The following is a 24,276-nucleotide window of genomic DNA, read 5'->3' as shown; positions in this document are numbered from 1 at the left end:
TGGTGACGTTCGGGTCGCCGGCCCACGCCGCGACGAACCCGTTCACCCCGGCACAAGCCTGCAACAACGACTTCGGCGGCTCGTGGGCCCAGGCTTCCGACGGTCACCGGTCGATCTACTCGGGCGGCACGAAGGTGGGCGACGTCTACCTGATGTACAACAGCGCAACCGGGTACAACTGCGTCGCCACCCTCAAGGCGGTGGCCGTCGGATCGACGACCGGGGTCGCCGCCAGCTTGCGAGTTGAGGGCAGCTCCTGGGCCACCGACTCGGGCAACTACAAGTACTACGCCGCGAAGCAGCGCGCTGCGCGGGACACCTGCGTCATGTACGAGGGAGAAGTCCTGTACGGCACGATGTGGGTGGGCAACGGTAGGTACACCTGGGGTAACTGCGGCTGAGCGGCCATGAGGCTGCGGGTACGCGTGCGCGTACCCGCAGTCAACCCCGATGCGGGGAGCGGCCGCGCGCGTGAAGCTGGCCGAGACCAAGGCCGCTGACCTGGGCCGGCACGATAGCGTCGGGGCGATGCAGACCCCTTCCGAACCAGCCACGCTGACCACCGCCGAACGCGCGATCGATACCCGCTTCCGCGCGGTCCTGGCGCGGCTGCCCCAGCGTGGGCCGATCAGCTGGCTGATCGAGTTCGCGGTCTTCGGACTCAAACAGGCATGGGCGTGCGTGTTCGGTGGGGCGATGCTGGCGGTCATCTTCGCGGCGCATCTCTGGTACCCGACGGACGCGGTGTTCGCCCGCAACGACCTCCTGACTCTCGCCGCGGTCGCCATCCAGATCGCCATGGTGGCCGGACGCCTCGAAACCCTGCGGGAACTGCGGGTAGTTGTCCTGTTCCACCTTGTCGGCACAGCCATGGAGTTGTTCAAGACGCACATCGGCTCGTGGTCGTACGCGTCCGACGGGGTGCTGCGGCTCGGCGCGGTGCCCCTCTTCAGTGGCTTCATGTACGCCGCGGTCGGCTCTTACCTGGTCCGCGTCAACCGGCTGTTCGACCTGCGTTTCGCGCGCTACCCGAAACGCTGGGTGACGGCTGCGGTGGCCGTCGCCATCTATGCCAACTTCTTCACCAACCACTACGTCTTGGACGTCCGGTGGCTCCTCATCGCCGTCGTCGCGCTCGTGTTCGGGCGTTGTGTCATGCAATTCCGCATATTCCGGTTCCGTTGGCGCATGCCGCTCCTGCTCGCCTTCGTCCTCGTCGCCTTCTTCATCTGGCTCGCGGAGAACATCGCCACCTGGTCGCATGCCTGGCTCTACCCCAGCCAGATGGGCGGTTGGCAGCCGGTTTCGCCGGCGAAGCTGGCATCATGGCTCCTCCTCATGATCATCTCGGTCGTGATGGTCACCTGGATCTCACCGCCGCAGCCGCCCGACGACCGGCAGTCGCCCACAGCGGTGGACGCGGCGGAGCTTCCTCCTGTCTCAGCGTCCCGGTCGCCGAGGTGATCCACGCAGCTGTATTCAAGGTCGAACTCGACTCGAGCCAAACTTGAGAGGAGCCCACCGGCCGGACCGTACGCTGGCGGGATGATCTACAAGATCCTGGTCCGGGCGGAGTGGTCGGCGGCGCTGGCCGAGGGCCGGTACGACGGCTCGGCGACGGACCGGCAGGACGGATTCGTCCACCTCTCGTCGGCCGAGCAGCTCTCCGGCACGGCCGAGCGGTACTTTGCCGGTCAGCCTGATCTGCTGGTGCTCGCGGTCGACCCGGACCTGCTCGGCGATGCGCTGCGCTGGGAGCCGTCGCGCGGCGGTGCGCTGTTCCCGCACGCCTACGGCCCGCTGCCGCTGGCCGCGGTGGTCGGCACCGCGAGGCTGCCGGAGGGGATCCCCGCCGCGGAGGCGGTGGCGGCCGCCCTTGCCGCACTCGCCTGACCGTCCCCGCCGGCGACCGGACCTGGACTGCCCGGGGCTGGGGGAGGGGTGGCCGGGCCGCGCCCGGCGGGGCGTTACGCACGGGTGCGCTGCCCCGCGTGAATTGTTCGCCAATCGATCAAGGCATAGTAGATCGTCAATGTTAAATGGGCAATACGGAGAGCTTGTGAATCACCTCGCTTGGTGAGGGCTGGTAGCCGAAACTGTTATTTGCTTGACTGTGCGGCGGTGCCGTAGAAGAGCAGCGGCATGACTGGAGGCTGTGCCGCGTGAGCAAACCGGATCCGGAAAAGACAGTCGGCAACGTGCACGAGGCACTCAGCCGGCCGCTGTTCAACCCCGTGTTGAAAGTGACGGTCGGCGAAGGAAAGCTCGACTACGAGATCTACCTGCGCACCGCCGATCTGCTGCGCCTGCAGACACCCAGGCCTGAGCTCGTCGACGCGGACGAGCTCATGTTTCAGGTCGTGCATCAGGCGCAGGAACTGTGGCTGAAACTACTCGCCCACGAGGTGGCCGAGGTCGTCGACGATCTCGATGGTGATCGCCTGTGGGAGGTGGCCGCTCGGCTGGACCGAGCTGTGCGGATCACGCACTGCCTGTCGCAAGAGCTTCGCGTGCTGGAGACCCTCACACCCGACACCTACCAGGTGATACGCCGGCATCTCGGTAACGGCAGTGGGCAGGAATCCCCCGGCTACAACGCCGTACGGGTGGCCGCGTCGTACGCCGCCGAGGCCCTGGACCGGCTCCTCGCGCGGCACGAGGTCGCGCTTGCCGACGTCTACGCCGGTCTCCGACCCGAACTGAAGCGGGTCTGCGAGCTCCTCGTCGACCTCGACGAGGGCTACCAGACGTGGCTGTTCACCCACTACCTGCTGGTGCGCCGGACGATCGGGGTGGGCCGGGACGTCGCGGCGCTGGACGGGGTGCCCACCCAGATTCTCGTCGGGCGGATGACCCAGCCACTGTTCCGGGCACTCTGGGCGGTCCGCAACCAGCTCACCGCCGAGTGGCAGCGGGAGGGCGGTCTGCCGCCCGGGGCCGACCGCCGGGAAGCGCGGGTGCCGGCGTGACCACCCAGCTACGGCACCACTTCCCTCTGCTTGAGACCTGCGTGTACCTGAACAGCAACTCCACCGGCGCAGTGCCCCGCGGGGCCGAGCCTGTTCTCCACCGGTACTGGGAGACGCTCTGCGCCTGGCGCGACGACGTGTGGGACGAGTGGCTCAAGGAGCTGCGGGCCTACGGCGACGCCGTCGCGCGGTTCATCGGCGCTCCGCCGGGCAGCGTGGTCACCGACGCCAACGTCAGCACCCTCCTGGGCCGCATCGCCTCCTGTTTCGACTATCGTCCGCCCCGCAACCGGGTGGTCACGACGCACCTGGAGTTCCCCACGGTGCCGTTCATCTGGCGGGCGTTCGGCCGCTACGGCGCCCGACTCGACGTCGTCGACGCCGGCGGGCCCGGGTTCGACGAGGATGCCCTGGAGCGGCGGATCGACGAACGTACGCTGTTGGTGTGCGTGCCGCACGCCAGCTACGCCACCGGCGCGGTGATCGACCTGCCCCGTCTCGTCAAACACGCACACGACGTCGGCGCACTCGTTGTCGTCGACGCCTTCCAGACCATCGGCACGGTCCCGTTCGACGTGGCAGCGCTGGACGTCGACTTCGTCCTCGGCGGCGCGCACAAGTGGCTGTGCGGCGTCGGGGCGGCGTTCCTGTACGTCCGGCCCGAGCTGCTGCCGACCCTGCGGCCAGCGGCGACGGGATGGTTCGCCGGCGACGCCGCGCTGACCTTCCGCCCTTCGTCGGACTGGGCCGGCGACGCCCGCCGGTTCGCCGGTGGAACCCCGTTCCCGCTCAGCGCCCAGATCTCCAGAGTCGGACTGGACCTGCTGGCCGGTGTGGGCATCGACGCCATCCGCGAGCACTCACTGAACTGCACCGAGCGGATAGTGCACCGGGCCGCGGCCGCCGGCATCCCCGTGCTCGGCCCCACCGCGCCCGCGCAACAGGGCGGTGTCGTCTGCCTGGCCGTCCCGGACGGTGAGGCGGTCAAGCGCAGCCTCGCCCGGCGGCAGATGATCTGCAGCTGGCGAGGGGCCCTGCGGGTGGCCCCGCACATCTACAACACCATCGACGAGGTCGACGCGTTCATGGACGCCCTCGAACTGGAGTTCCGGCAGGTCAGATCATGACCGGCGCACCGCTGTCCCCGAGGGCACTCATGAGCCTGCTCGCCAACGGCGCCAAGGCCATCGACGTGCTGGAGACCGCCCTGAACATCGGGCTGCTCGACGCGCTGGAACCGGGCCCGGTGCGCCTCGAGCAGCTCAGCGCCCGCTTCGACCTGCGCCCGGGTCGGCTCTACAAGCTCCTTGACTGCTTGGAAAGCCTCGGTTTCGTGCACCGCGACGAGCGAACCGACGACATCAACGACACCGAGTACCGCGCTGTCCCGGGGCTCAAGGACGCCGTCGTCGAGGTGGTCGGGCCCGACGCGATCGAACGCGACCGCGACAAGTACCCGTGGCGGCAGCTGCACGGCAGGCTGGCGGACACCCTTCGCGGGCAGCTCAGCATCACCGAGAACGACTTCGCCTGGCCACCGAGGACGGCAGCCCAGATCGCCGACTTCGAGAGGAGCATGGCGGCCGGCCTGGGCCCGATCATCGAGGCGTTCCGCACCCACGCACCGCGGCTCTGGCCCGACCGCCACCGGCTGCTGGACGTGGGAGGCGGCGACGGCACCCTCGCCACGTACCTGCTCGCAGATACGCCCGACCTGACCGTCGACGTCTACAACCTGCCCCCGGTCCAGCCCCTCGTCGACGAGACCCGGGTACGGTCCGGCCACGAAACCCGGCTCGGGTTCGTCGGCGGGGACTTCCTCACCGAAGCGCTGCCCACCGGCTACGACACCATGGCGTTCGTCCGCGTCCTGCACGACTGGCCGGCGCGCGTCGCCCACCGCCTGATCGAGAACGCCTACCAGGCGTTGCCGCCCCGCGGCCGCCTGCTGATCTGCGAGGAGTTCCGCACCTCGGAGCGGCTGGCCATGCAGTTCTTCTGGTCCTACTTCCTGATCGGCGTCGACAGTTGCGCCAGCCGCCTGCGGGAAACCACCTTCTACATCGGCGCGTTGCGGCAGGCCGGCTTCGACGGGATCGAGGTGTTGCCCGGCCGGTTCGAACTGATCTCGGCACGCAAGCCGTGACCGGGCATCACGGCTGGGGCTCGAGGTCGAGGCGGCGGGTGAACGGGCGGCGGGTGAGGCTGGCGTACAGCATCCGGGTGAGGGTGACGATGTCGAAGACCGGCACCCCGAGCCGGGCCTGGATCCGGTGCGCGAACGGCACCAGATCCGTGCACTCGATCACCAGCGCGCCCAGCTCCGGGTGGGCCCGGGCGAGGGCCTCCACCTGTTCGTCCACTTCGGCGGCCAGCCGGTCGACGTCGAGGGTGTCGCGGCGTCCCTCCAGCATCACCTCGCGGAACTCGCGTTGACCGGCCATGCCGGTGACTGCGAGCGGCACCTCCCGCGCCCCGACCGCGGCGAGGTGTCGGGGGGTCAGCGCCGCCTCGTCGGCGACCAGCAGCCCGACGGTGCGGCCCGGCCCGATCATCTGGTGCACCAGAGGTAGCTGGATCAGGCTGGAGGACCACAGCGGTACGTCCACCGCGGCGGCCAGTTCCGCCTGGAAGAGCACGAGGAAACCGCACGCCCCGGTGATCCCCGCGACGCCGGCGGCCTGCAGGTCCCGGGCGGCCTGGAGGAACGGCTCCAGCAGCGTCGGGTCGGCCTCGCGGACCAGCCGGCGGGGAGTGGCGCCCCGGACCACCCGGTAGTGGACCGGGAAGTCGAAGGTGGCCGGGTTGCGGATGTGGCCGGGGATCTTGTCGAAGCTGGTGTCGAGGCAGAGCACCCCGATCGCCGGCCCATCGGTCATCGAATCCTCCCGAACCGGTCCAAGGCGAACGTCTCCAGCGGCAGGTCGGGCGCCACGCCGCCGATGATCTGGGCGAGCAGCTGGCCGCCGGCGGGGGCGAGGCCCATCCCGATGTGCCCGTGCCCGGTCGCCACGCTGACGTTGCGGTACGCCCCGGCCCGGCCGATCAGCGGCAGACTGTCCGGGGTGCACGGCCGCAGACCGCTCCAGACGTGCAGCCGCCGATCGGTGTCCAGCCCCGGCAGATACGACCGCACCGTGCGCAGGATCCCGTCGACCCGTCGCGGCGACACCGAGGTGTCCAGGCCGGACAGCTCCAGGGTGCCGCCGACGCGTACCCGGTCGCCCAGCGGCATCACCGCCACCTTGCCCTCGCTGAGCAGCAGGGGCCGGGTCGGCGTGCCCGGCCCGGCGGCGACGGTGACGGTGTAGCCCTTCGCGGGTTGCAGCATCAGTCCGACGCCGAGCGTGCGGGCGCAGGCCAGCGACCACACCCCGGCGGCGATCACCACCTCGGCCGGGTGCAGGTCGCCCCGGCTGGTGCGGACGGCGCGTACCCGCCGCCCGGTCACCTCGAAGCCGCGAACCTCGGCGCCGGTGATGATCTCCACACCCCGCTCCCGCAGGGCGCGGGCGAAGCCGACCAGAAAGGCGGGGATGCGCAGCGCGGCGCCCTCCTCGTTGAGCAGCGCCCCGGCGATGGCGAAGTCCACCCCGGGTTCGAGCCGGGCCAGCTCCGCCCGGTCCAGTTCGCGCAGCGGCACCCCGCGCTCGACCGCCGCGGGGATGCCGCGCCGGGCCTGCGCGTACCCCTGCTCGGTCTTGCAGGCCAGCACCATGCCACGGGCGGTGAGGGTGTCGGCGAGGTCGCCGGCGCAGACCTCGTGAAGGATGGCCAGGCTGCGCTGCTTGAGGGCGAGCAGCACCTCGAACCCGGCGCGGGCGTGGCGCTCGGTGCAGTACCGCCGGAAGTGCCACAGCCAGGCCAGCAGCCCGACGTCCGGGCGCGGCCGGACGTGGAACGGGCTTTCCGGGTCGAGCAGCCAGCGCAGCCCTTTCGCCGGTACGCCCGGCTCGGCCAGCGGCGCGGAGCCCTGGGTGCCGACGAAGCCGGTGTTCCCGGCCGAGCAGGCCGCCGGGTCGCCGATCTCGCCCCGGTCGACGACCGTGACGGTGTGCCCGGCGGCCCGCAGGAACCAGGCGCAGAACAGGCCGACGACACCCGCGCCGATGACCAGGACGTCAGGGCCGTGCCGGGCGGGCGTCGCCGTCATCGTGCCTTCTCGCCCGTCAGATGGTGACGACGAAGAAGCAGGTGGGCAGGTTGACCACGACCCGCTCCCAGATCTGTGCGCACAGCGCCACCCCGGGCTCGGCGAACGTGCCGGGCGGCGGCTCGGCGAACCGGATCACCGACCGGCCGGCGTCGAACAGCAGCGCACCGTGGCCGAAGTCGCCGACGATCGCGGTGCCCGGGTCGACCAGCCGGGTACGCACGATGAAGACCCCGTTGTCCTCCACGTCCCGCAGCAGGGTCCCGGAACCGAGCAGCCGGTAGTAGTCGGCCGGGTTGATGATCAGCCCGTCGGCGGTGCTGCCCATCTGCTCGACCTCGTTGCAGGCGGCCAGGATGGTGGAGGCGAACGGGCCGGGTTCGGTGAGCCGGCCGATGTCCGGCATGTTCAGCAGCCCGCCCTCGCCGCGGAGGATGGTGTGGTTCTCGGCGGTGGCCAGCCGCACGACGAGCCGGTAGTTGATGAACTGCTCGAAGCTGGCCGGGTCGTCCCAGAGCGTGTCGGGCACCTGCACCCAGGCGGTGGTGGTGAGCAGCGGGGGGATGGGGGAGCGGTGGAAGTGGTTGGCCGCCTCGCGGCGCAGGTCCGCGCCGTCGACGGTGGGGTCACCGGGGCGGGGTGGGCTCTCGTGCCAGTAGTGCTCCTGCGGCTCCCGGGACAGGTCCACCACCCTGAGCATGTTTCGGGACGGGTAGCGGGGCTTGCGTCGTGAGCTGGTCAGCGAGTCGGTGATGGTGACGTCGTAGTCGACGCGGGTGTCGAAGCCGTCCTTGGCGAACGCCTCGACGAACACCCCGCCGGGCGACATCTGGGTCTTCCGTTCGGCGACGACCTCGGCGATCGTCCGCTTGATCGTGTCGGTGCGTTGCATAATCCGGATTCCTCCCGTCAGGCCGGCTTGCGGGCGACGAACATGCCCCAGCCGAACTCGTCCCGGTCGATCGCGGCCTGGATCTCGTCGCAGGATTCCGCGAAGTTGCGGATCCAGGTCCGCGCCGCCTCGTCGTCGGTCGCGGCGGCCCGCTCCCGTGCGGTCCGGCCCAGCACCTGGTACGTCTGTCGGATGTGGGTGTCGAGGCTGCGCGCGATCACGTCGACGAAGCCGGCCCGCTGCAGCGCCTCCCGGTAGCCGTCCAGCGAGTAGCCGCTGTTCCAGCGCACCCGGTCGTAGACGTGCCGCCGGGCCGCCTCGCCGATCTCCGACTTCGGCTGCAGGAAGTCGGCGATGGCGAGCACCCCGCCCGGAGCGAGCACCCGGAACATCTCGGCGTGGCTGCGCGGCTTGTCCGGCACCAGGAACAGCGCGTCCTGGCTGACCACGTGGGTGAAGGCCCCGTCGGCGTACGGCAGGGCGGTGGCCGAGCCGTGCCGGAACGCGACGGGCAGCCCGTCGCCCCGCTCGGCGAGCTTGCCCTGGGCGAAGCGGACCCGCTCGATGCTCAGGTCCAGGCCCGCACCGCGGCATCCGGTCCGCTCGGCGAGGCGCAGCAGGAAGTTCCCGCAGCCGCAGCCGACGTCGAGCACGTTCGCCGCGGCGTCGATGCCGGCGTCGGCGGCGAGGATGTCGGAGGTCCGGTCGGCGGCCGCCGCGTAGTCGGAGTCGGCGTCGTCGGCGAAGTAGCCGGTGTGCAGCACGCCCTCGCTGTCCCAGAAGCTGAGGTACGTCTGCGTGGTCTGGTCGAAGAACTCGGAGACGTCCCGCTCGGTGAACCGGCTGGTCGTGGACATGGGCACTCCTTGCTGCGGCGGGTCAGGCGTAGGTGTCCCTGCGGACCCCGGTCAGGTGGGGCAGCTCGGGACCGGTGGCGGCGGCGCCGCCGTCGATCAGGTGCACCCCGGCGGTCACGTAGGACGCCCGTTCGCTGGCCAGGAAGGCGGCCAGCGCCGCCACCTCCTCGGGGTGGGCCAGCCGGCCCAGCGCGCTGTGGTGCCCCATCGCACGCAGCCGGGCCTCGACGTCGCCGCCCTCACCGGCCAGCCGCGCCGCCGCGCGTTCCATCGGCGGCGTGCGCACCCCGCCGGGGGCGAGCACGTTGACGGTGACCCCGCTGCGGCCGACGTCGACGGCGAGGCCCTGGGCGAACCGCACCAGCGCCGCCCGGGTCACCCCGGACAGCGTCAGCGGACCGATCGGCACGCAGGCGGTCTCCGAGGCGACGAGCAGCAGCCGACCCCAGCCGGCGGCCCGCATGTGTGGCAGCGCGGCCAGCGAGACCCGGACCGCGGGCAGGAGTACCCGGTCCACGGCGTCGCGGTAGTCCGCCGTCTCGAACGTGGTGGCGGTGCCGATCGGCGGGCTGCCGCCGCTGACCAGCAGCACGTGCAGACCGCCGAGGTCCGCGGCGACCTGGTCGACCCAGCGCGCGGCGGCGTCGGCGTCGGTCAGGTCCACCCGGCTGGCGCTGACCCGCCCGGTGGCGATCGCGGCCAGGTCCTGTTCGGCGGCGGCGAGCCGGTCCGGGTCGCGGCCGCAGACGGCCACGTGGGCACCCTCGGCGGCGAACTCCCTGGCGCACGCCAGCCCGATGCCGCTGGTGCCACCGGCGACGAGGGCCAGCCGTCCCTTCAGCCCGAGATCCATGTCGGTCACCTCTCCGTCGCGTCGGCCGCCGATGACACCCCGCCGGCGTGCCGGGGCCTCCGGCCCGTCCCGCCGGCCTGGTAGCCGTACCGGGTGAACAGCGGCCAGGCCAGCGCAGTCACCGCCAGCCGTTGGCCGCGGGTCAGCGTCCGCCGCCACGCGTCGTCGGCGTCCCGCACGGTGGTGGGGCCGGTGCGGAACCGGTCCGGGTTGCCGGTCACCGTGTGGTTGCCGTGCAGCTCGACGGTGCGGCCGCGGACCGGGTTGCCGGCCGGGTCGGCCCCGACCAGCCGTAGCAGCGCGTCGACGGTGCCGGCCGGGTCGGCGATGAACTCCTCGTACCGCAGGAACATCGACCGCTGCGGGTGCCGGCGGGTGATCGCCGCCGAGGCCAGGTTGAACCCGTGCCAGTACGCGGTGCTGCGCGCGGCCGACATGGCGTAGACGTAGTCTTTCGGCTCGCGCCACGAGTGCGCCACCGCCCGGGGGTCGCGCACCAGGTGCAGGTAGTACGTGGTGATCCCGGGGACGTGCGGCAGCAGCGCCGCCTCGCCGGGGATCTTGGTGCTGTCCACGATGACGCGCGCGCCGGTCCGCTCGGCGACCGCCCGGTAGACCCTGCTCATCAGCGCCGCGTGCGTCCGGGTCGGTTCGTCGTACGCGCCCCGGCGCAGCAGCCGCCAGGTGTGCCGGGTGCGGACCCGGGTGCGCTGGCGCCGGATGACCTCGGCGGCGTGCGCCTCCAGCGAGCCGCCGGCGGGCATGCCGATCGGCAGGATCTCGGACCACAGCGGGCAGTCGGTCAGCCGTCCACCGCAGCCGCAGCGGTCGTTCACCCCCCGGCCGGTGGCGTTCTTCCACAGAAAGTGCAGTTCGCCGACGTGAAGGAAACCGGGCACCTCGCCCAGGACGTTGCCGATGATGGTGCTGCCGTTGCGGCACCATCCGGTGACGCTGAGCACGGTCAGCGACTCGTTCATGCGACAACCTCCGCTGTTGGCGCCGGGGCCGGGCGGCCGATCCGTACCGCCATCACCGCCGCCACCGCGGCACACGCCGCCCCGGCGGCGAAGACCGCCGGATAACCGAGCCCGGCGGCGACCAGGCCGGTCAACGGACCCCACACCGCCAGGCCGAGATCCCAGAAGGACGTGTACGCCCCGATCGCGGCGCCCTGCCGGGCCGGGTCCGTCCGGTTCAGCACCATCAGCGCCAGCGACGGGTGCAGCAGGGAGAACCCGACGCCCATGACCACGCTGCCGGCCACGGCGACGGGCAGGTTCGGCGCAACCGCGATGACCAGCAGGCCGGCCGCCTCGCCGACGCCGCACCACGCGGCCACCCGCCGGGGGCCGAGCCGGTCGGGCAGGTGGCCGATGACCAGACGGGTGCCGGCGTACACGGCGCTGAAACAGCTCAGCACCACCACGCCGTGCCCGACGCCCCGGGACTGCAGATGCAGCACCACGAACGCGGCCAGGCCGGCGTATCCGGCGGCGCCGAAGGTGAGCGCGACGCCGGGCAGCAGCGCCGGCCGCACGAGCAGCCCGCCGCCCCCGCCCGTCGGAGCGATCCGCGGCGCCGGCGCCAGGGCGACCAGCCCGGCGGCGAGCAGCGGCGCGGCGGCGCTGAGCGCCCACACCGCCGGGTAGCCGGCCGGCTGCACGCTGGCGCCGAGGAAGGTGCCGGCGGCGATGCCGCCCCACATGCTCACCCCGTACAGGCCGATGAGCTGTCCGCGCCGGCTGTGCGGAGCGAGGGAGACGGTCCACACCGCTCCCGCGGTGAACAGCGCGGCCTCGCCGGCACCGAGCAGCAACCGGACCGTCACCAGTGCCGGCACGTTGAGCGGTGCCAGGTAGAGCAGGCCGCCGGTGGCCAGCACGAGCGCTCCGACCAGCATCACGGTGCGGTGCCCGAACCGGTCGGCGAACGCCCCGGCAACCGGACGCACCAGCAGCGCGGTCACCGCGGTGCCGGTGACGACCAGCCCGACGACGAGATCACCGGCCTGGTGGCGCTCGCGCAGGAAGTCCGGGAGCACCGGGATCACCGCGGTCAGCCCGAGGTAGCCGGCGAACAGCCCCCCGAAGATGCCGACCAGGGCCAGCCGGGGCAGCCGGCCCTCCCGCGTGTCTGCGGCGGTCATGGGCGCAGCGGCCGGGCCGGCGCGGCGTCGCGGGCGGCGGCGGCCACCTTGCGGACCGCCCGCATCAGGTCGTCGCAGTCGGCCAGGGTGAGGTTGGAGGACAGTGGCACGTCAACGGTCTCCGCCAGCAGCCGGGCGGTGCGTGGCAGCAGCGCCCGGACATCGGCCGGGTCGGCGCCGCCGTACAGGAAGCGCCAGTTCCAGAAGGCGCGGACGTTGAGGTCGTCGTCGGCGCCGATGTTGCGGGCGTCGACACCCTCCGCCCGAAGCGCGCGGGCGAACCAACCCGCGTCGCCGCCGGGCACCCGGAACACGAACGCCTCGCCAAGGTACGCGCCGGGCGCGACCGGCCGGCGGACCGCGATGCCGGGCAGGTCGGCCAGGGCAGTGGCGACGTGGGCGTAGTTGCGGTGGAACAGGGCCAGCCGTTGGGGCAGCCTGGCCAGTTCGGCGCGGAGCAGGGCGGCCCGGATCTCGTCCATCCGCATGCTGAGCAGGGGCAGGTCGAGGCCGGTGAGCGGCGGTTCGGCGTCCGGGAAATGCCGCCGCAGGCGCCCCTCGTACGCCCCGGACAGGGCGACCGCGCGGGCGAACAGGGTGCTGTCGTCGGTGACCAGGAACCCACCCTCGCCGCAGTTGAGCGCCTTGTCGGACTGGGTGCTGAACGCTCCGGCGGCACCGAACGTGCCGAGCTTGCGGCCGTTGAGTTCCGCCCCGAGCGCCGGAACGGCGTCCTCGATCAGCGGCACCCCCATCTCGACGGCGAAGGCCGCGAGAGCCTCGACGTCTGCGGCGAAGCCGCGCATGTGTACCGCCACGATGGCCCGAATCTCCGGCCGCCACCGCCGGCGCAGGTCGTCGAGATCCATCCGCAGGTCCTCGTCGACCTCGACCAGAAATGGCCGGCAGCCGGCCAGCACAATCGCGCTGGGCGTGGCGACGAAAGTGAATCCCGGGCAGGCGACCAATGATCCGTTCGGCGCCGCCGCGCCCATGATGGCCAGCGCCAGGGCAGCGGTGCCGCTCGAAACCGCGAGAGCGTGCCGGGTGCCGAAATAACGACACAACTCGTCCTCGAACCGGCCGCATTCGGTTTCGTTCTGCGGGCGATGGTCGTATCGGAAGTAGAGATGACTTCGGACGGCGCGAAAAGCGGCTTCCTCATCCTCCGGGTGGACGAAGACAGCGCCCTTGTCGTACGTGGGCCAGACGGTGTGACGGACCGGGCTGCCGCCGTGGAGGGCGAGCTGTCTGCCTGGTTCGGCGCTGTGTGACGCCGGCGTCGGCCGGGTCGGCGCGGGAGCTTCGTTGTTCCCGTTCACCAGCGACTCCTCGGGGCAGCGGCGGCTTTCCGATTCGCGTGACCGGATTTGCCCGCCGCGCCAGGGGCGGGACGACCCGGATGGTCGCGGTGGGAGACGCAATCCCGTCGAGGACCAGGAAGCCGCCGGATCCGACATTGACCGTGTCGCAGATCCAGTGACCAACATGATTGCCCCCCGGGCCCGATACGTCAACCACGCATTCACAAAGATGCGCGGCCGGCCGCTCGTTGGCCCGCTGCGATGTGGATGCTCGATCGGCGGCGGCGGCGACAAATACGAATTGTCGCCTGTGGATGCAAAATGCGACCGACGCATCGTCGGTGCCGCTCCGCTGCCCGCTCTCGACCCGGGCCCTGGCCGAACGCGGCCGACGTCACCCGCCGCGCCAGCGACCAGCCGGTACTGGCCCCGCGGTCGGATCCACCGGTTCCGGCAGCGGCACGTCGTGGCTCGAGATGCGCGTCGCACTGACCGGTGGATGGGCCGGCGGAGAGCCATGCCGCGCCCTCCGCACCTAAGCATTCGGCGGCCTGTCAGGCACCTTCCAAATTGCTCACCTGGGTTCAGCAACTTATCGAGCCGGCCGAGCGTCTCTACAAGCGACAGTCCAGGCGGACTGCTCGAATGAACGGGGAGGCCTATGCGTTCCAGCAGAAGCACAAGAGCATTGCTGGCCGGGGGGATCGTCGCTGCGTTGCTGGCGGGCGCGCCCGGCACCGCGGGCGCCAAGCAGGCGGCCGCACCTCAAGCGGCCAAGTCCGCGCCGGCCACTGGAGAGGCCCGGACCGTGACGCTGATCAGCGGTGACCGGGTGACCGTGCTCGGCAACGGCCGCGTCAGCGCCACGCCGCGAAAGGGCGTCACGTTCCACAGCTACCGGATCGGGGGACACCGGTACCTCATCCCGTCCGACGCCGTGCCGCTGCTGCGGGCAGACCGGCTCGACCAGCGGCTGTTCGACCTGACCGAACTGCTCGCGGCGCAGGCCACAAGCCCGTCGTCGCTGCGGCTGATCGTCTCCGGCGCCACCACCGCACCCGGCCTGTCCGCCCAGCGGCGACTCCCCGCGGTGCAGGGCTTCACCGCCGAGACGCCCACCGCGTCGCTCGCCGACCGCTGGCAGGCGACCCGCACCGGCCTGACCAGGGGCAAGATCTGGCTCGACGCCGTACGCAAACCCGCGCTGGACCAGAGCGTCCCGCTGATCGGCGCGCCCGCGGCCTGGTCCGCCGGCTTCGACGGCACCGGCGTCCGCGTCGCCGTACTCGACACGGGCATCGACACCGCGCACCCTGACCTGGCCGGGAAGATCTCCGCACGGCAGAACTTCACCGAGGGCGAGGAGGACGACCGCGACCACGTCGGCCACGGCACCCACGTCGCGTCCACCATCGCGGGCAGCGGCGCCGGCTCTGGCGGGAAGTACAAGGGCGCCGCTCCCGGCGCGTCCCTGCTCGACGGCAAGGTCTGCGTCGAGTTCGGCTGCCTGGAGTCATGGATCGTTGCCGGCATGCAGTGGGCCGCCGAGTCCGGGGCGGACGTGGTCAACATGAGCCTCGGCGGACCGAACACCCCCGAGGTCGACCCGCTCGAGCAGGCCGTCAACAGCCTGACCGCGCAGCACGGCACGCTGTTCGTCATCGCGGCGGGCAACGACGGCGCGGACGACACCGTGGGCTCCCCGGCCACCGCCGACGCGGCGCTGGCCGTCGCGGCCTTCACCAAGTCCGACGAACTCGCCGAGTTCTCCAGCCGGGGTCCCAGCGCCGACGGCTGGGCCGTCAAGCCCGAGATCGCCGCGCCCGGCGTCGACATCGTCGCAGCGCGTAGCAAGGACGGGTTCCTCGGCGAACCGGGTCAGCTCTACATGCCGCTGGACGGCACCTCGATGGCCACCCCGCACGTCGCGGGCGCGGCCGCACTGCTGAGCCAGGCGCACCCGCAGTGGACCCCCGCCCAGCTCAAGGCGGCGCTCATGGCCTCCGCCAAGCCGGCCAGCGGCGTCGGCGTGTTCGCGCAGGGAGCGGGCCGGGTGGACGTGGCCCGAGCGATCACCCAACAGGTCACGACCACGCCGACGTCGGTGACGTTCGGGTTGCAGGAGTGGCCGCACGCCGACGACGACGTGCGCAGCAGCGTCGTCACCTACCACAACGGCGGCAACTCCGCGGTGACCCTGCAGCTCGCGCTGACCACCGCCGCGCCGGCCGGAATCTTCTCAATCAGCGCCGACACGGTGACCGTGCCGGCCGGCGGGCAGGCCTCGGTGACGCTCACCGCCGACACCCGCCAGGGCGGCGACGTGACCGGCGGCCTCGGCGGCCAGGTCACCGCGACCGCGGCGGGTGTCTCGGCGCAGACGCCCTTCGGCGTGGTACGCGAGGAGCTCAAGCACCCGGTGAAGGTCACCGCGACCGAGCGTGACGGCGACCCGGCCGAAGGCGCGTTCACGGTGATCCTGAGCAAGAACGACCGCCGGGAGTACCTGGCCTTCGGCGCGAGCGCCGACCTGCGGCTGCCGCCCGGCGAGTACTTCGCGTTCAGCTGGGTCAACGAGCAGAACGGGGACAGCTACAGCACCTCGCAGCTGGTGTATCCGAAACTCTCGGTCAGCGGGCCGAACACGGTGGCGATGGACGCCCGCGGCGCGAAGGGCTTCGACGTCACGGTGCCCGACCCGAAGGCGGTGCCCCTGCTGACGTCGTACGGCGCGAGGTATGTCGAAGGCGCGAACTTCGGCCTGGAAGTCGGGGTCTTGGGCAGCGACTTCACCTCGATGTTCACCAAACTGGTCGGGCCCAAGCCGGCGAAGGGCCTGAGCTCCCAGCTCACCGGCACCCTGGCCGAGGTGGACGAGCAGGGTGACCCGACCCGTTCGCCGTACGTCTACAACGTCGGCTGGCACAGCAAGAACGACCTGCTCGGCGGGCTGGTCAAGCACCTGCGGCCGCAGGACTTGGCCACAGTGAAGGCCTCGTACGCGGCGGCGGCGACGGGCACCAACGGCGTGAAGCTGTCCTTCCTCGCCCCACCGGACGGCAGCGGCGGCTGGGCGACCGGCTGGCCCACCCCGCTCCCGTTCACCCGCACGGAGCTTTACACGGGTGACGCGCCATGGCAGAACGAGTTGATCGTGGAGCTGCCGGCCGAGGGTGAGGATTGGCCGGAAATGCTGACCGACCAGGGCGCGCTGGCCACGTACCGCGCGGGGCGCACCTATCAGGAGCAGTGGAACAAGGGTGTGTTCGGGCCGAGCGTGGCGCCGTTCTTCCCCGGCGCCATGCCGGCGCTGCGTGAAGGCGACGTCATGTTCATCTCGCCCGCGCTACTCGGCGACGGCCAGGGACGCGCCGGTTTCGGGAGGATCACCTCGGGGCACGGGGCGCTCTACCGCAACGGCACGCTGATCGCCGAGTCCAACCAGGCTCCGAGCGTGTTCGCCGAGGACGTGGCGCCGGGCGGGGCGACGTTCCGCTTCGACGGCAGCCTGGAGCGCGACACGCGCCTGACCACCAAGCTGTCGGTCAGTTGGACGTTCCGCTCAGCGCACACCGACAGGCTCAAGGCGCTGCCGCTGACCGCGGTCAGCTTCGCGCCGCTGCTTGACGACCACAACGTCGGCAAGGCTGGCGACCTGGGCGTCTACCCGGCGACGATCACCCAGACCGAAGGCTCGGGACGTGTGGTCAAGCTGGCCGTGCAGGTGTCGTACGACGACGGGAAAACCTGGAAGAAGGTGCCGGTGCTGAACCACGGCGGGTCGTGGCAGGTGTCGGTGCCGCACCCGAAGGCGGGCGGCTTCGTGTCGCTCAAGGCCTCGGGCTCGGACGCGATGGGCAACACCTTCGACCAGACCGTCATCCGGGCGTACGAGCTGCGCTGATCATCCGTACATAGCGGCCCCGGCGACCATCACCGGTCGCCGGGGCCGCTCTCTCTACTGGATCAGAAGTTGAGCGTGTAGAGCAGTCGGTTGGGGGTACCGCTGCCCGGCGACGACACCACACCGGTCGTGGCGTTGCTGTTGATTGCCGATGCCACCGTCGCCGGTGACGCCGACGGGTTGTTGGCCAGGTAGAGCGCCGCCGCGCCCGCCACATGCGGCGTTGCCATCGAGGTGCCGCTGATCGTGTTGGTGCCGCTGTCGCCGGAGTTCCAGGACGACGTGATGTCCACACCCGGCGCGAACAGGTCGACGCAGGTGCCGTAGTTCCCCCACGACGCCTTCTTGTCGGTGCTGTCGGTCGCCGAGACCGTCACCGCCTCAAGGACCCGGGCCGGGGAGGAATTGCAGGCGTTCTGCGGCAGGCCGAGGAAATTGCCGTTACCGGCCGCGATCGCGTACGTCACACCCGCCGCGATCGACCTCCGGACGGCGTTGTCCAGCGTGGTGTCCGCACCGCCACCGAGGGACATGTTCGCGACCATCGGCTGGCTCGGGTTGCTGTTCTTCTGTGCGGTCACCCAGTCGATACCCGCCACCACACCGGAGGTGCTTCCACTGCCCGAGCAGTTGAGCACCTTGACGGCGATGAGGCTGACGCCCTTGGCCACGCCGTAGGATGCGCCGCCGACCGTACCGGCGACGTGCGTGCCGTGCCCGTTGCAGTCGGTGTTGTTGCCGTCCCCGGTCGTGTTCGTACCCCAGGCCGCCCGGCCGCCGAAGTCGGTGTGGGAGGTCCGGATACCGGTGTCGATGATGTACACCTTCACGTTGCTCGCCGTGGTGTTGTAGGTGTAGGAGCCGCTCAACGGCCGGTTGCGCTGGTCGATGCGGTCCAGACCCCACGACGGCGGGCTGGTCTGGGTCGCGGTGCTGGTGAAAACCGCGTCCTGCTGCACGTATGCCACCCGCGGGTCGGCGGCGAGCCTGCGTGCCTGCCGCTCCGACATGCGGCCGGAAAAGCCGTTCAGCACGCTGTGGTACTGGTGGGTCACGGACGCGCCGTGCTTACCGGCGACGGCGACCGCCTGGTCACCCGCGCCATCTTTCAGCACCACGATGTAGCTACCCGCTACCGACGCACCGGCCGCAGCCCTGACCGTGCCTTCCGCTGGAGCGGCGTTTGCCGCAGTGCCAACGCCGATCGCTGCGGTCGTGACCACCGCAGCGAATCCGGCTGCCAGAAACCTCCTGGCCCATGCGGAATCTGTCATCTGCTTCCTCCCCTTCTGGTGCCCTCTGGAGCACCGACCGGCTGATCAGCTACTCAACCAATCGATGGAAGGAAGTTAGCTGTTTGGTTAACGGATCGGAAGACTTGCATGTTGCCGGAGGTGGTCCCACGCGAGGACGGGGGTACATGTCCTGGGCCACTCCGGCCCAGGGCGAGCGGACGGGGCACCTGCTTGTCGAGGTGCACACCGCCGGCAGTCAGCTACCCGCCGAACCGCGCGCGCTGGCCCGGCGGGATCGGATCAGAGGTGCCCGGTGTCGTTGAAGCAGACCAGGGTCGGCGGTCGGTCGGTGTCCCACTGCACGATGGTCAGCCCGCAGTTCTCCTGGTTGAGGCCCATCCACCGCCAGGTCGGAGCGTCGAGGACGTGCCGGACGAACCAGCCGATCACGAAGTTGTGCGTGATCACGAGCTCCTGCCGGTCCTCGGCATCGGCGGTACCGAAGTGCTCGACGGCGGCCTGCAATCCGGCAGCGTCCTCGTCGCGCTCCTCGCTCGGCACCCGGTCCAGCCAGGGGAGAATGCGTTCGGGGTACTCGCTGCGGTGTTCGACGGAGGGCACCGGCGTTCGATCCATGGCGAAGTCGCAGGCGTGCCGGGGGACGTCTGGCAGGTAGTCAGCGATCACGTCAGTGGTCTGGACCGCCCGGGGAAGCTGGCTGTGGTGGATCGCCGAGAACGGGATGCCCTTCAGCCGTCGGCCGAGCCGATCTGCCTGATGGCGGCCCAGTTCGGAGAGGTCGCCGTGTGCCGTATGGCCGAGCGTTGGGTCCTGCTCGCCGTGACGGACCAGGTACAAAAGCGTGCGAGTCATCGTTGCTGTCCCTACGGTCGGGCCGACGTTCCAGACGATCATGGCAAACGTCAGGTGGGGATGGGGATCAAGCAGCCTGAGGAGGCGGGCCCCGGTTGGGGGCGCCGGTCGTCGACGGCAGCCGGCCCTGCCTGACGGAGTGCCGCGTCGGCAGGCGATGATCGTGCTATGGGCATTCCAGTACCCCTGCGCGAGTCGTTGCACGATCCTGCATTCTGGGCGCGGTACACCTTCGCGGCGGAGGACGGCCCGGGCGCCGATCGGCTCGGCGTCCTAGCGGAGTTGCTCGACGACGATGACGATGAAGATGACGAGCGGGACACCGCGCTCAACGTCACCTTCGACGTCGGTGGCGGCCATCTGATCCTGCTCGACGTCGACACCCGGCTCGGCTCCTACGAGCTGGGCATCACCGGACCTGGTTTCGCCGAGCCTGCCGAGCTGGGCTGGGACGACTTGGCGCACTGGCACCCGTACGCGCTGCGCTGGTCGGAGCTCGATGTGATCTGCCGGGCAGTCGCCGTGCGGGATCCACTGCTGTCGCACCCCGGGGCGCTGATGGCCTTGCTCTGCCGGTTCGCCGCGGTCTTCGAGGACGACGACGTGGACGCCGCCGTTGCCAGCGTGGACGCGGCGTATGGCGCGCTGCGGCCCCGGGGCTGGCACGGCTACTGGCCCAGTGGCGCCGACTGGCTCGAACGCGCCGACTTCCGCGGCCAACAGGTGGTGTGGCACCGCGACGAGGCAGGCAACCTGTGGGCTGAGCAAGACGACGACCACGACGCCGACTTCTACAGCACCCGGTTAACACCGCCGGCGGAGGCCGAGGAGCGTTTTCCGCATACCCGGCTCAGGAAGCTGCTGGCCGCCGCCGCGACCACGGTAGCGGCCGGATCGCGACCCTAACCCACGGAGTTCAGGGCGGCGGCGAACGTCTCCTGGTTGGCCTCGAAGTAGGCGAGTTCACGTTGGGTCCAGGCGAGCACTTCGGCAGAGCGTGCGCGTGGGTTCGAGGCTCCGTCCTCGAGGATGTCTCGCCAGAACGCCTCATTGCGGCGCAACCGCCCGCAGATGGCGGCCGGCAGGCGGCCACGGTCGGTCGGACATAGGCCGTAGGCGTCTGCCAGGGTCCGCACCTGGCGGGCCTGTCCTATCGCGGGCCCCCGGTCGGGGCGCGACGAGATGCACCACGCCCACGCCATGTATCCCACGTCCTCCAACGGCTGGCCGGGCGCCGCGAAGTCGAAGTCGATGAACGCGACCGGCTGGCCGTCGCGGAAAACCGTGTTGTTCGGACCGGGGTCGTGATGACAAACCACCTCACCCCCGAGGCTGGACGCCAAGTCTCGCGTGGCGTCGTGCAACTGCCGCAGCAGCGTCGCTGCCTGTTTGACCTGGTCGTCGACGAAGTGCTGCCATCGGGGCGGGACATGACCGGGCACGAACGACAACCTGTCGCGACCATGCTGGTCCCAGCCCAGGTGCTGAGGGCAGCCGTCGAAACCCGCCTTGGCGAGATGAGCCAGCAGCCGCGCCACGAAGGGCGACGCGGGCGAGGCGGGACGGCGCACCGTGTCTCCAACCCGGACCACACCAGCCGTCAAGCGCCCGCCGGCCAGGGGTTGCTCCACGTCATGCTCACTGCCCGGGCCCATCTCGCGACCCTAACGGCCGCGGACACTGAATCATCTTGTCGACGGGTGGGCTCAGCTCTTGACCGAGCCTGCCATGAGCCCGCCGATGAACCAGCGGCCCAGCACGATGTACACGAGCAGGGTCGGCAGTGACGTGATGAGCGCCCCGGCCATAGCGGCCGCGTAGTCCGGGGACTGAGCGCCGGCCAGCGCGTTCAGCGCGATGGTGATGGGTCCGTTGCGGGTGTTCGACATGAAGATGGCGAACAGGTAGTCGTTCCAGGCCGAGGTGAACTGCCAGATGATGGTCACCACGAAGCCGGGCGCGGACAGTGGCAGGATCACCGAGGCGAACGTGCGCAGCATCCCGGCCCCGTCGACCCGGCTCGCCTCGATGAGCTCGACCGGCACCGTGGTGGCGTAGTAGTTGCGGAAGATCAGCGTGCAGATCGGGATGCCGTACACGCAGTGGACGAACACCAGCGTCGGGATGCCGGGCGGGAGTCCGATCTCGTGCACGATCTGGCGCAGCGGGATCATGACCGCCTGGTAGGGAATGAACATGCCGAACAGGATGAGCGTGAACACCACGTCGGCACCCGGGAACCGCCACCGCGACAGCACGAAGCCGTTGGCCGCGCCGAGCGCCGAGGAGATGAGCGCCACCGGGATCGCCAGCTCGAAGGTCCGGATGAACGACGGCCGCAGCGCGGTCCACGCCTTCTCCCAGGACGCGAACGTCCACTCCGTCGGCAGGTTCCACTGGCCGTTGACGCCGATCTCCCGCCCCGACTTGAGGCTGGTGACCAGCAGTACGTAGGCGGGCATCAGGACGATGACCAGGAAGATGACCAGGAGCGCGTACGTCGCGGCGCGGCCCAGCGGTGAGCGCCGGTTGATTCCGCCGCGTGGCCTACGGGTCAGCGGCTTGCTGATCGACGCCTCCGGCGCGGGCGTGATGGTGCTGGCGCTCATGAACGACGCTCCACCCGGTTGTTGTAGATGAGGTAGGGCACGATCACCACGGCGACGAGCAGCAGCAGGATGATCGAGATCGCGGCGGCCTTGGCGTAGTCGCTGGTGAGCAGCGTCTGCCAGACGTAGACCGCGGGGACCTCGGTGATCCACTGGGCGCCCGAGACCGACATGATGAGGTCGAACATCTTCATCGACATGTGACCGAGGATGATCATGGCGGAAAGGGCGGTCGGCGTCAGCTGCGGGAAGATCACGTGCCGGTACAACTGGTAGGTGCTCGCGCCGTCCATCGCCGCCGCCTCGCGCAGGTCGGCCGGGATGCCGCGGAACCCGGACAGGAACAGCGCCATCACGTAGCCCGACAACTGCCAGATCGCCGGCAGCGCCATGGCCGCCATGCCCCAGTCGGGGTCGGTCCACCACGGGTTCTCCAGGAAGCCCAGGTGCAGGTCGTGGAGGATCCGGTTGAGGCCACCGGCCTGGTCGCCCGTGCCGGAGTTCATCAGCCAGCGCCACACCACGCCGGACGCGACGAACGACACCGCCATCGGAAACAGGTACACGGCGCGGAAGAAACCTTCGCCCCGCACGCCCCGCTCCAGCAGGAACGCCCACAGCACGCCCATCAGCAGGGCCCCGACAATGAACACGACGGTGAAGATCAGCAGGTTCTTCAGCGAGTGGGTGAAGCGGCCGTTGATGTCCTCGGTGAACAGGGCGACGAAGTTCGACAAGCCGACGAAGCCCTTGTTGCCCAGGGCGTCGTGCTCGTCGGAAAGTGACAGCTTCACGGTCCAGCCGATCAGCCCGTAAACGAAGACCGCCAGCACGATCAGCGACGGGGAGAGCAGCAGCAGACCCGGCAACCAACGGCGCAGCCGGGCCCGCCGTGCTCCCGGGCTCGGTCTCGGTCGGGTCCGTGGCGGCGTCGGCGTGGCGGTTCTCGTGGTCACCGTTCCTCCATCATGGACGACGCGTTGGGACAGGTCAGCGACCTGTCCCAACGCCGCCGTCGGTTCTACTTGCTCGCGTACTGCTTCGCAGCGGCGACGAGCGCACTCTGCAGGGCCGCGACGTCACCGTCGCTGGAGAACTTGCCCTGCGCCGAGGCCACCGCGCCCTGCCAGCCCTGCGAGCAGGCCGAGCCGTGCGGGCAGGACGGGACGGGCTTGCCCTTGGCCCAGTCGGCGATCGCGGCCTGCTGGTAGGCGGGGTAGTCCGTGGCGTTGGCGTCGGTCCGGGCCGGGATCGAGCCCTTCTTGGTGTTGAAGGCCTTCTGTCCAGCAGCGCTGCCCAGCGTCTTCAGCCAGCACTTGGTGCCCTCGGGGTTCTTCGCGTTCTTGGGCAGCACGAACGAGTCGGCCAGCCATTGGTAGGCGTCGCCGTTGCCCGGAAAGACCGAGTAGTTGTAGTCCTTGAAGCCCTTGGCGTCGAGGTCGGCGGCCTCCCAGTCGCCCATGAGCTGGTAGGCGGCCTTGCCCTCCATGACGAGCTTCTCGGCGTCGGTCCAGTCGAAGGTGTCGCGGTCCTTGTTGCTGTAGGACAGCAGCTTCTTGTAGTCGTTGATGGCGTCGGTGATGTCCGCGCCGGCCCAGTCGGTCTGGCCGGTCCAGAGGCCGCTGAACTTCTCCGGCCCCAGCTTCGAGATCAGCACCGCCTCGAAGAGCATCTGCTGCGTCCAGTCCTTGCCGAGCGCGAGCGGCGCCGCGACCCCCTTGGCCTTGAGCGTGTCGAGCTGGGAGAAGAACTCCGGCAGCGTCGTCGCCGGGGCGGTGATGCCGGCCTGGGCCAGCACGGTCTTGTTTCCCCACAGCACGTTGGCACGGTGGATGTTGGCCGGCACCGAGTAGATCTTGCCGTCGACGGTCAGGCTGTCGACGAGTCCCTTGGGGAACGCCGAGTCCAGACCCCACTCCTTGTACTCCGCGCTGAGGTCCTCGATCTGACCGGCCTTGATGTAGTCGGTCAACTCGGCGCCGGCATGGGCCTGGAAGGTGTCCGGCGGATCGTTCTGTTGCAGCCGTGAGGCCAGGACCTGCTTGGCGTTGGACCCCGCACCGCCCGCGACCGCGCCGTTGACGAACTCGTACTGCGCGCAGTCGGTCTTGAACTGGGCGACCAGGCCGTCGAGGCCGGCCTTCTCGCCGCCGTCGGCCCACCAGGTGAAGACCTCGACCTTCTTGCTACCGGCTCCGCCGTCGCCGTCGTCGGCGCCGCAGCCGCTCGCCAGCAGGGCGAGCGCCATGCCGGCCGCGGCAACGGCAGTGCGAGTGCGCAAGCGCATACGTCCTCCATCAGGTTCTCGTGGGTGTGGGGCTGTGATGGAACATGTCCAAGCTTGGTAGAAACGTCTACTGTGACCCTCGCGCTGTCGCCTGAGTTGTGTCAACTGTTGGCAATCAAAATGTGATCCCGAGGCAATGCTCCGGCCAGCTCGGCTGGTTTTGTCGATTCTTGACAGAAATCTGGCGCGGA

22 protein-coding genes are annotated in these 24,276 nt (G+C 70.3%); 8 read left to right on the top strand and 14 right to left on the bottom strand.

What is annotated here, in order from left to right:
- Positions 1 to 2: 2 nt before the first annotated feature.
- From ACFYM6_RS15005 to ACFYM6_RS14980, 6 genes are all read left to right on the top strand, one after another.
- Complete coding sequence (locus ACFYM6_RS15005; RefSeq protein WP_387275682.1) at positions 3 to 401, top strand: hypothetical protein; 399 nt, start codon at positions 3 to 5, stop codon at positions 399 to 401.
- A 127-nt stretch (positions 402 to 528) separates the two neighbouring features.
- Entirely contained in the window at positions 529 to 1,464 is a 936-nt protein-coding gene (locus ACFYM6_RS15000) for a DUF817 domain-containing protein (protein WP_387276032.1), read from the top strand.
- Positions 1,465 to 1,545: 81 nt separating this feature from the next.
- Positions 1,546 to 1,893 carry a DUF952 domain-containing protein gene (locus ACFYM6_RS14995; protein ID WP_387275680.1) on the top strand — a complete coding sequence of 116 codons (348 nt, stop codon included), beginning with the start codon at positions 1,546 to 1,548 and terminating at the stop codon, positions 1,891 to 1,893.
- A gap of 269 nt (positions 1,894 to 2,162) precedes the next feature.
- Positions 2,163 to 2,969, top strand: a complete 807-nt coding sequence (locus tag ACFYM6_RS14990; RefSeq protein WP_387275678.1) for a tryptophan 2,3-dioxygenase family protein — start codon at positions 2,163 to 2,165, stop codon at positions 2,967 to 2,969.
- The gene (locus ACFYM6_RS14985; protein ID WP_387275676.1) at positions 2,966 to 4,096 is read left to right on the top strand and encodes an aminotransferase class V-fold PLP-dependent enzyme; all 1,131 of its coding nucleotides are present in this window, start codon (positions 2,966 to 2,968) and stop codon (positions 4,094 to 4,096) included. Before ACFYM6_RS14990 ends, ACFYM6_RS14985 begins: the two co-directional genes overlap by 4 nt.
- On the top strand, positions 4,093 to 5,115 hold the full coding sequence (locus tag ACFYM6_RS14980) for a methyltransferase (protein ID WP_387275674.1): 1,023 nt from the start codon (positions 4,093 to 4,095) through the stop codon (positions 5,113 to 5,115). The genes ACFYM6_RS14985 and ACFYM6_RS14980 overlap by 4 nt, the downstream gene beginning before the upstream one ends.
- A 7-nt stretch (positions 5,116 to 5,122) precedes the next feature.
- Here ACFYM6_RS14980 and ACFYM6_RS14975 read toward each other — a convergent pair whose 3' ends face one another.
- The 8 genes from ACFYM6_RS14975 to ACFYM6_RS14940 are packed head-to-tail and all read right to left on the bottom strand — an operon-like array spanning position 5,123 to position 13,195.
- Entirely contained in the window at positions 5,123 to 5,848 is a 726-nt protein-coding gene (locus ACFYM6_RS14975) for an aspartate/glutamate racemase family protein (protein WP_387275672.1), read from the bottom strand.
- Positions 5,845 to 7,122 (bottom strand): NAD(P)/FAD-dependent oxidoreductase, encoded by a 1,278-nt coding sequence (locus tag ACFYM6_RS14970; protein ID WP_387275670.1) that lies wholly within the window; start codon positions 7,120 to 7,122, stop codon positions 5,845 to 5,847. Before ACFYM6_RS14970 ends, ACFYM6_RS14975 begins: the two co-directional genes overlap by 4 nt.
- 16 nt (positions 7,123 to 7,138) lie before the next feature.
- Positions 7,139 to 8,014, bottom strand: coding sequence for a family 3 encapsulin nanocompartment shell protein (locus ACFYM6_RS14965; protein WP_387275668.1), 876 nt, complete (start codon positions 8,012 to 8,014; stop codon positions 7,139 to 7,141).
- Positions 8,015 to 8,031: 17 nt separating this feature from the next.
- Positions 8,032 to 8,871: a class I SAM-dependent methyltransferase gene (locus ACFYM6_RS14960; RefSeq protein WP_387275666.1), complete on the bottom strand. Its 840-nt coding sequence runs from the start codon at positions 8,869 to 8,871 to the stop codon at positions 8,032 to 8,034.
- 22 nt (positions 8,872 to 8,893) lie between these two features.
- Positions 8,894 to 9,724, bottom strand: coding sequence for an SDR family NAD(P)-dependent oxidoreductase (locus ACFYM6_RS14955; protein WP_387275664.1), 831 nt, complete (start codon positions 9,722 to 9,724; stop codon positions 8,894 to 8,896).
- A 5-nt stretch (positions 9,725 to 9,729) separates the two neighbouring features.
- Positions 9,730 to 10,704 (bottom strand): sulfotransferase, encoded by a 975-nt coding sequence (locus tag ACFYM6_RS14950; protein ID WP_387275662.1) that lies wholly within the window; start codon positions 10,702 to 10,704, stop codon positions 9,730 to 9,732.
- Positions 10,701 to 11,873, bottom strand: coding sequence for an MFS transporter (locus ACFYM6_RS14945; RefSeq protein WP_387275660.1), 1,173 nt, complete (start codon positions 11,871 to 11,873; stop codon positions 10,701 to 10,703). Before ACFYM6_RS14945 ends, ACFYM6_RS14950 begins: the two co-directional genes overlap by 4 nt.
- The gene (locus tag ACFYM6_RS14940; protein WP_387275658.1) at positions 11,870 to 13,195 is read right to left on the bottom strand and encodes a DegT/DnrJ/EryC1/StrS family aminotransferase; all 1,326 of its coding nucleotides are present in this window, start codon (positions 13,193 to 13,195) and stop codon (positions 11,870 to 11,872) included. Before ACFYM6_RS14940 ends, ACFYM6_RS14945 begins: the two co-directional genes overlap by 4 nt.
- Positions 13,196 to 13,838: 643 nt before the next feature.
- On the opposite strand from ACFYM6_RS14940, the gene ACFYM6_RS14935 reads away from it, so the two are divergent.
- Positions 13,839 to 17,081: a S8 family serine peptidase gene (locus ACFYM6_RS14935; RefSeq protein WP_387275656.1), complete on the top strand. Its 3,243-nt coding sequence runs from the start codon at positions 13,839 to 13,841 to the stop codon at positions 17,079 to 17,081.
- A gap of 62 nt (positions 17,082 to 17,143) precedes the next feature.
- Here the strand turns inward: ACFYM6_RS14935 and ACFYM6_RS14930 are convergent, their stop codons facing one another.
- Both ACFYM6_RS14930 and ACFYM6_RS14925 read right to left on the bottom strand, forming a co-directional pair.
- A complete protein-coding gene (locus ACFYM6_RS14930) occupies positions 17,144 to 18,199 on the bottom strand; it encodes a S8 family peptidase (RefSeq protein ID WP_387275654.1) in 1,056 nt (351 codons plus the stop codon).
- Positions 18,200 to 18,616: 417 nt separating this feature from the next.
- The gene (locus tag ACFYM6_RS14925) at positions 18,617 to 19,189 is read right to left on the bottom strand and encodes a histidine phosphatase family protein (protein WP_387275652.1); all 573 of its coding nucleotides are present in this window, start codon (positions 19,187 to 19,189) and stop codon (positions 18,617 to 18,619) included.
- Positions 19,190 to 19,357: 168 nt separating this feature from the next.
- Between ACFYM6_RS14925 and ACFYM6_RS14920 the strand changes: the two genes are divergently transcribed.
- On the top strand, positions 19,358 to 20,095 hold the full coding sequence (locus ACFYM6_RS14920; RefSeq protein ID WP_387275650.1) for a hypothetical protein: 738 nt from the start codon (positions 19,358 to 19,360) through the stop codon (positions 20,093 to 20,095).
- Here ACFYM6_RS14920 and ACFYM6_RS14915 read toward each other — a convergent pair.
- The 4 genes from ACFYM6_RS14915 to ACFYM6_RS14900 form a co-directional block, all read right to left on the bottom strand.
- Positions 20,092 to 20,820: a phosphotransferase family protein gene (locus tag ACFYM6_RS14915; protein ID WP_387275648.1), complete on the bottom strand. Its 729-nt coding sequence runs from the start codon at positions 20,818 to 20,820 to the stop codon at positions 20,092 to 20,094. The genes ACFYM6_RS14920 and ACFYM6_RS14915 overlap by 4 nt on opposite strands.
- Positions 20,821 to 20,895: 75 nt before the next feature.
- Positions 20,896 to 21,798 carry a carbohydrate ABC transporter permease gene (locus ACFYM6_RS14910; RefSeq protein WP_387275646.1) on the bottom strand — a complete coding sequence of 301 codons (903 nt, stop codon included), beginning with the start codon at positions 21,796 to 21,798 and terminating at the stop codon, positions 20,896 to 20,898.
- Complete coding sequence (locus ACFYM6_RS14905; RefSeq protein ID WP_387276030.1) at positions 21,795 to 22,637, bottom strand: carbohydrate ABC transporter permease; 843 nt, start codon at positions 22,635 to 22,637, stop codon at positions 21,795 to 21,797. Before ACFYM6_RS14905 ends, ACFYM6_RS14910 begins: the two co-directional genes overlap by 4 nt.
- Before the next feature lie 182 nt (positions 22,638 to 22,819).
- The gene (locus ACFYM6_RS14900) at positions 22,820 to 24,085 is read right to left on the bottom strand and encodes an ABC transporter substrate-binding protein (protein WP_387275644.1); all 1,266 of its coding nucleotides are present in this window, start codon (positions 24,083 to 24,085) and stop codon (positions 22,820 to 22,822) included.
- Positions 24,086 to 24,276 lie beyond the last annotated feature (191 nt).

Origin of the sequence: Micromonospora sp. NPDC006431, assembly GCF_042870725.1 — a bacterium.
Classification (GTDB): domain Bacteria; phylum Actinomycetota; class Actinomycetes; order Mycobacteriales; family Micromonosporaceae; genus Micromonospora.
The sequence above is the reverse complement of the archived record's forward strand: the minus strand, read 5'-3'. Positions and strand labels throughout refer to the sequence as shown.

What these genes read in the sequence shown, in the direction of transcription:
- ACFYM6_RS15000 (WP_387276032.1), top strand. Translation starts at nt 529, where the DNA reads ATGCAGACCCCTTCCGAACCAGCCACGCTGACCACCGCCGAACGCGCG.
- ACFYM6_RS14955 (WP_387275664.1), bottom strand. Translation starts at nt 9,724, where the DNA reads ATGGATCTCGGGCTGAAGGGACGGCTGGCCCTCGTCGCCGGTGGCACC.
- ACFYM6_RS14970 (WP_387275670.1), bottom strand. Translation starts at nt 7,122, where the DNA reads ATGACGGCGACGCCCGCCCGGCACGGCCCTGACGTCCTGGTCATCGGC.
- ACFYM6_RS14935 (WP_387275656.1), top strand. Translation starts at nt 13,839, where the DNA reads ATGCGTTCCAGCAGAAGCACAAGAGCATTGCTGGCCGGGGGGATCGTC.
- ACFYM6_RS14950 (WP_387275662.1), bottom strand. Translation starts at nt 10,704, where the DNA reads ATGAACGAGTCGCTGACCGTGCTCAGCGTCACCGGATGGTGCCGCAAC.
- ACFYM6_RS14975 (WP_387275672.1), bottom strand. Translation starts at nt 5,848, where the DNA reads ATGACCGATGGGCCGGCGATCGGGGTGCTCTGCCTCGACACCAGCTTC.
- ACFYM6_RS14900 (WP_387275644.1), bottom strand. Translation starts at nt 24,085, where the DNA reads ATGCGCTTGCGCACTCGCACTGCCGTTGCCGCGGCCGGCATGGCGCTC.
- ACFYM6_RS14995 (WP_387275680.1), top strand. Translation starts at nt 1,546, where the DNA reads ATGATCTACAAGATCCTGGTCCGGGCGGAGTGGTCGGCGGCGCTGGCC.
- ACFYM6_RS14965 (WP_387275668.1), bottom strand. Translation starts at nt 8,014, where the DNA reads ATGCAACGCACCGACACGATCAAGCGGACGATCGCCGAGGTCGTCGCC.
- ACFYM6_RS14960 (WP_387275666.1), bottom strand. Translation starts at nt 8,871, where the DNA reads ATGTCCACGACCAGCCGGTTCACCGAGCGGGACGTCTCCGAGTTCTTC.
- ACFYM6_RS14920 (WP_387275650.1), top strand. Translation starts at nt 19,358, where the DNA reads ATGGGCATTCCAGTACCCCTGCGCGAGTCGTTGCACGATCCTGCATTC.
- ACFYM6_RS14980 (WP_387275674.1), top strand. Translation starts at nt 4,093, where the DNA reads ATGACCGGCGCACCGCTGTCCCCGAGGGCACTCATGAGCCTGCTCGCC.
- ACFYM6_RS14910 (WP_387275646.1), bottom strand. Translation starts at nt 21,798, where the DNA reads ATGAGCGCCAGCACCATCACGCCCGCGCCGGAGGCGTCGATCAGCAAG.
- ACFYM6_RS14925 (WP_387275652.1), bottom strand. Translation starts at nt 19,189, where the DNA reads ATGACTCGCACGCTTTTGTACCTGGTCCGTCACGGCGAGCAGGACCCA.
- ACFYM6_RS14945 (WP_387275660.1), bottom strand. Translation starts at nt 11,873, where the DNA reads ATGACCGCCGCAGACACGCGGGAGGGCCGGCTGCCCCGGCTGGCCCTG.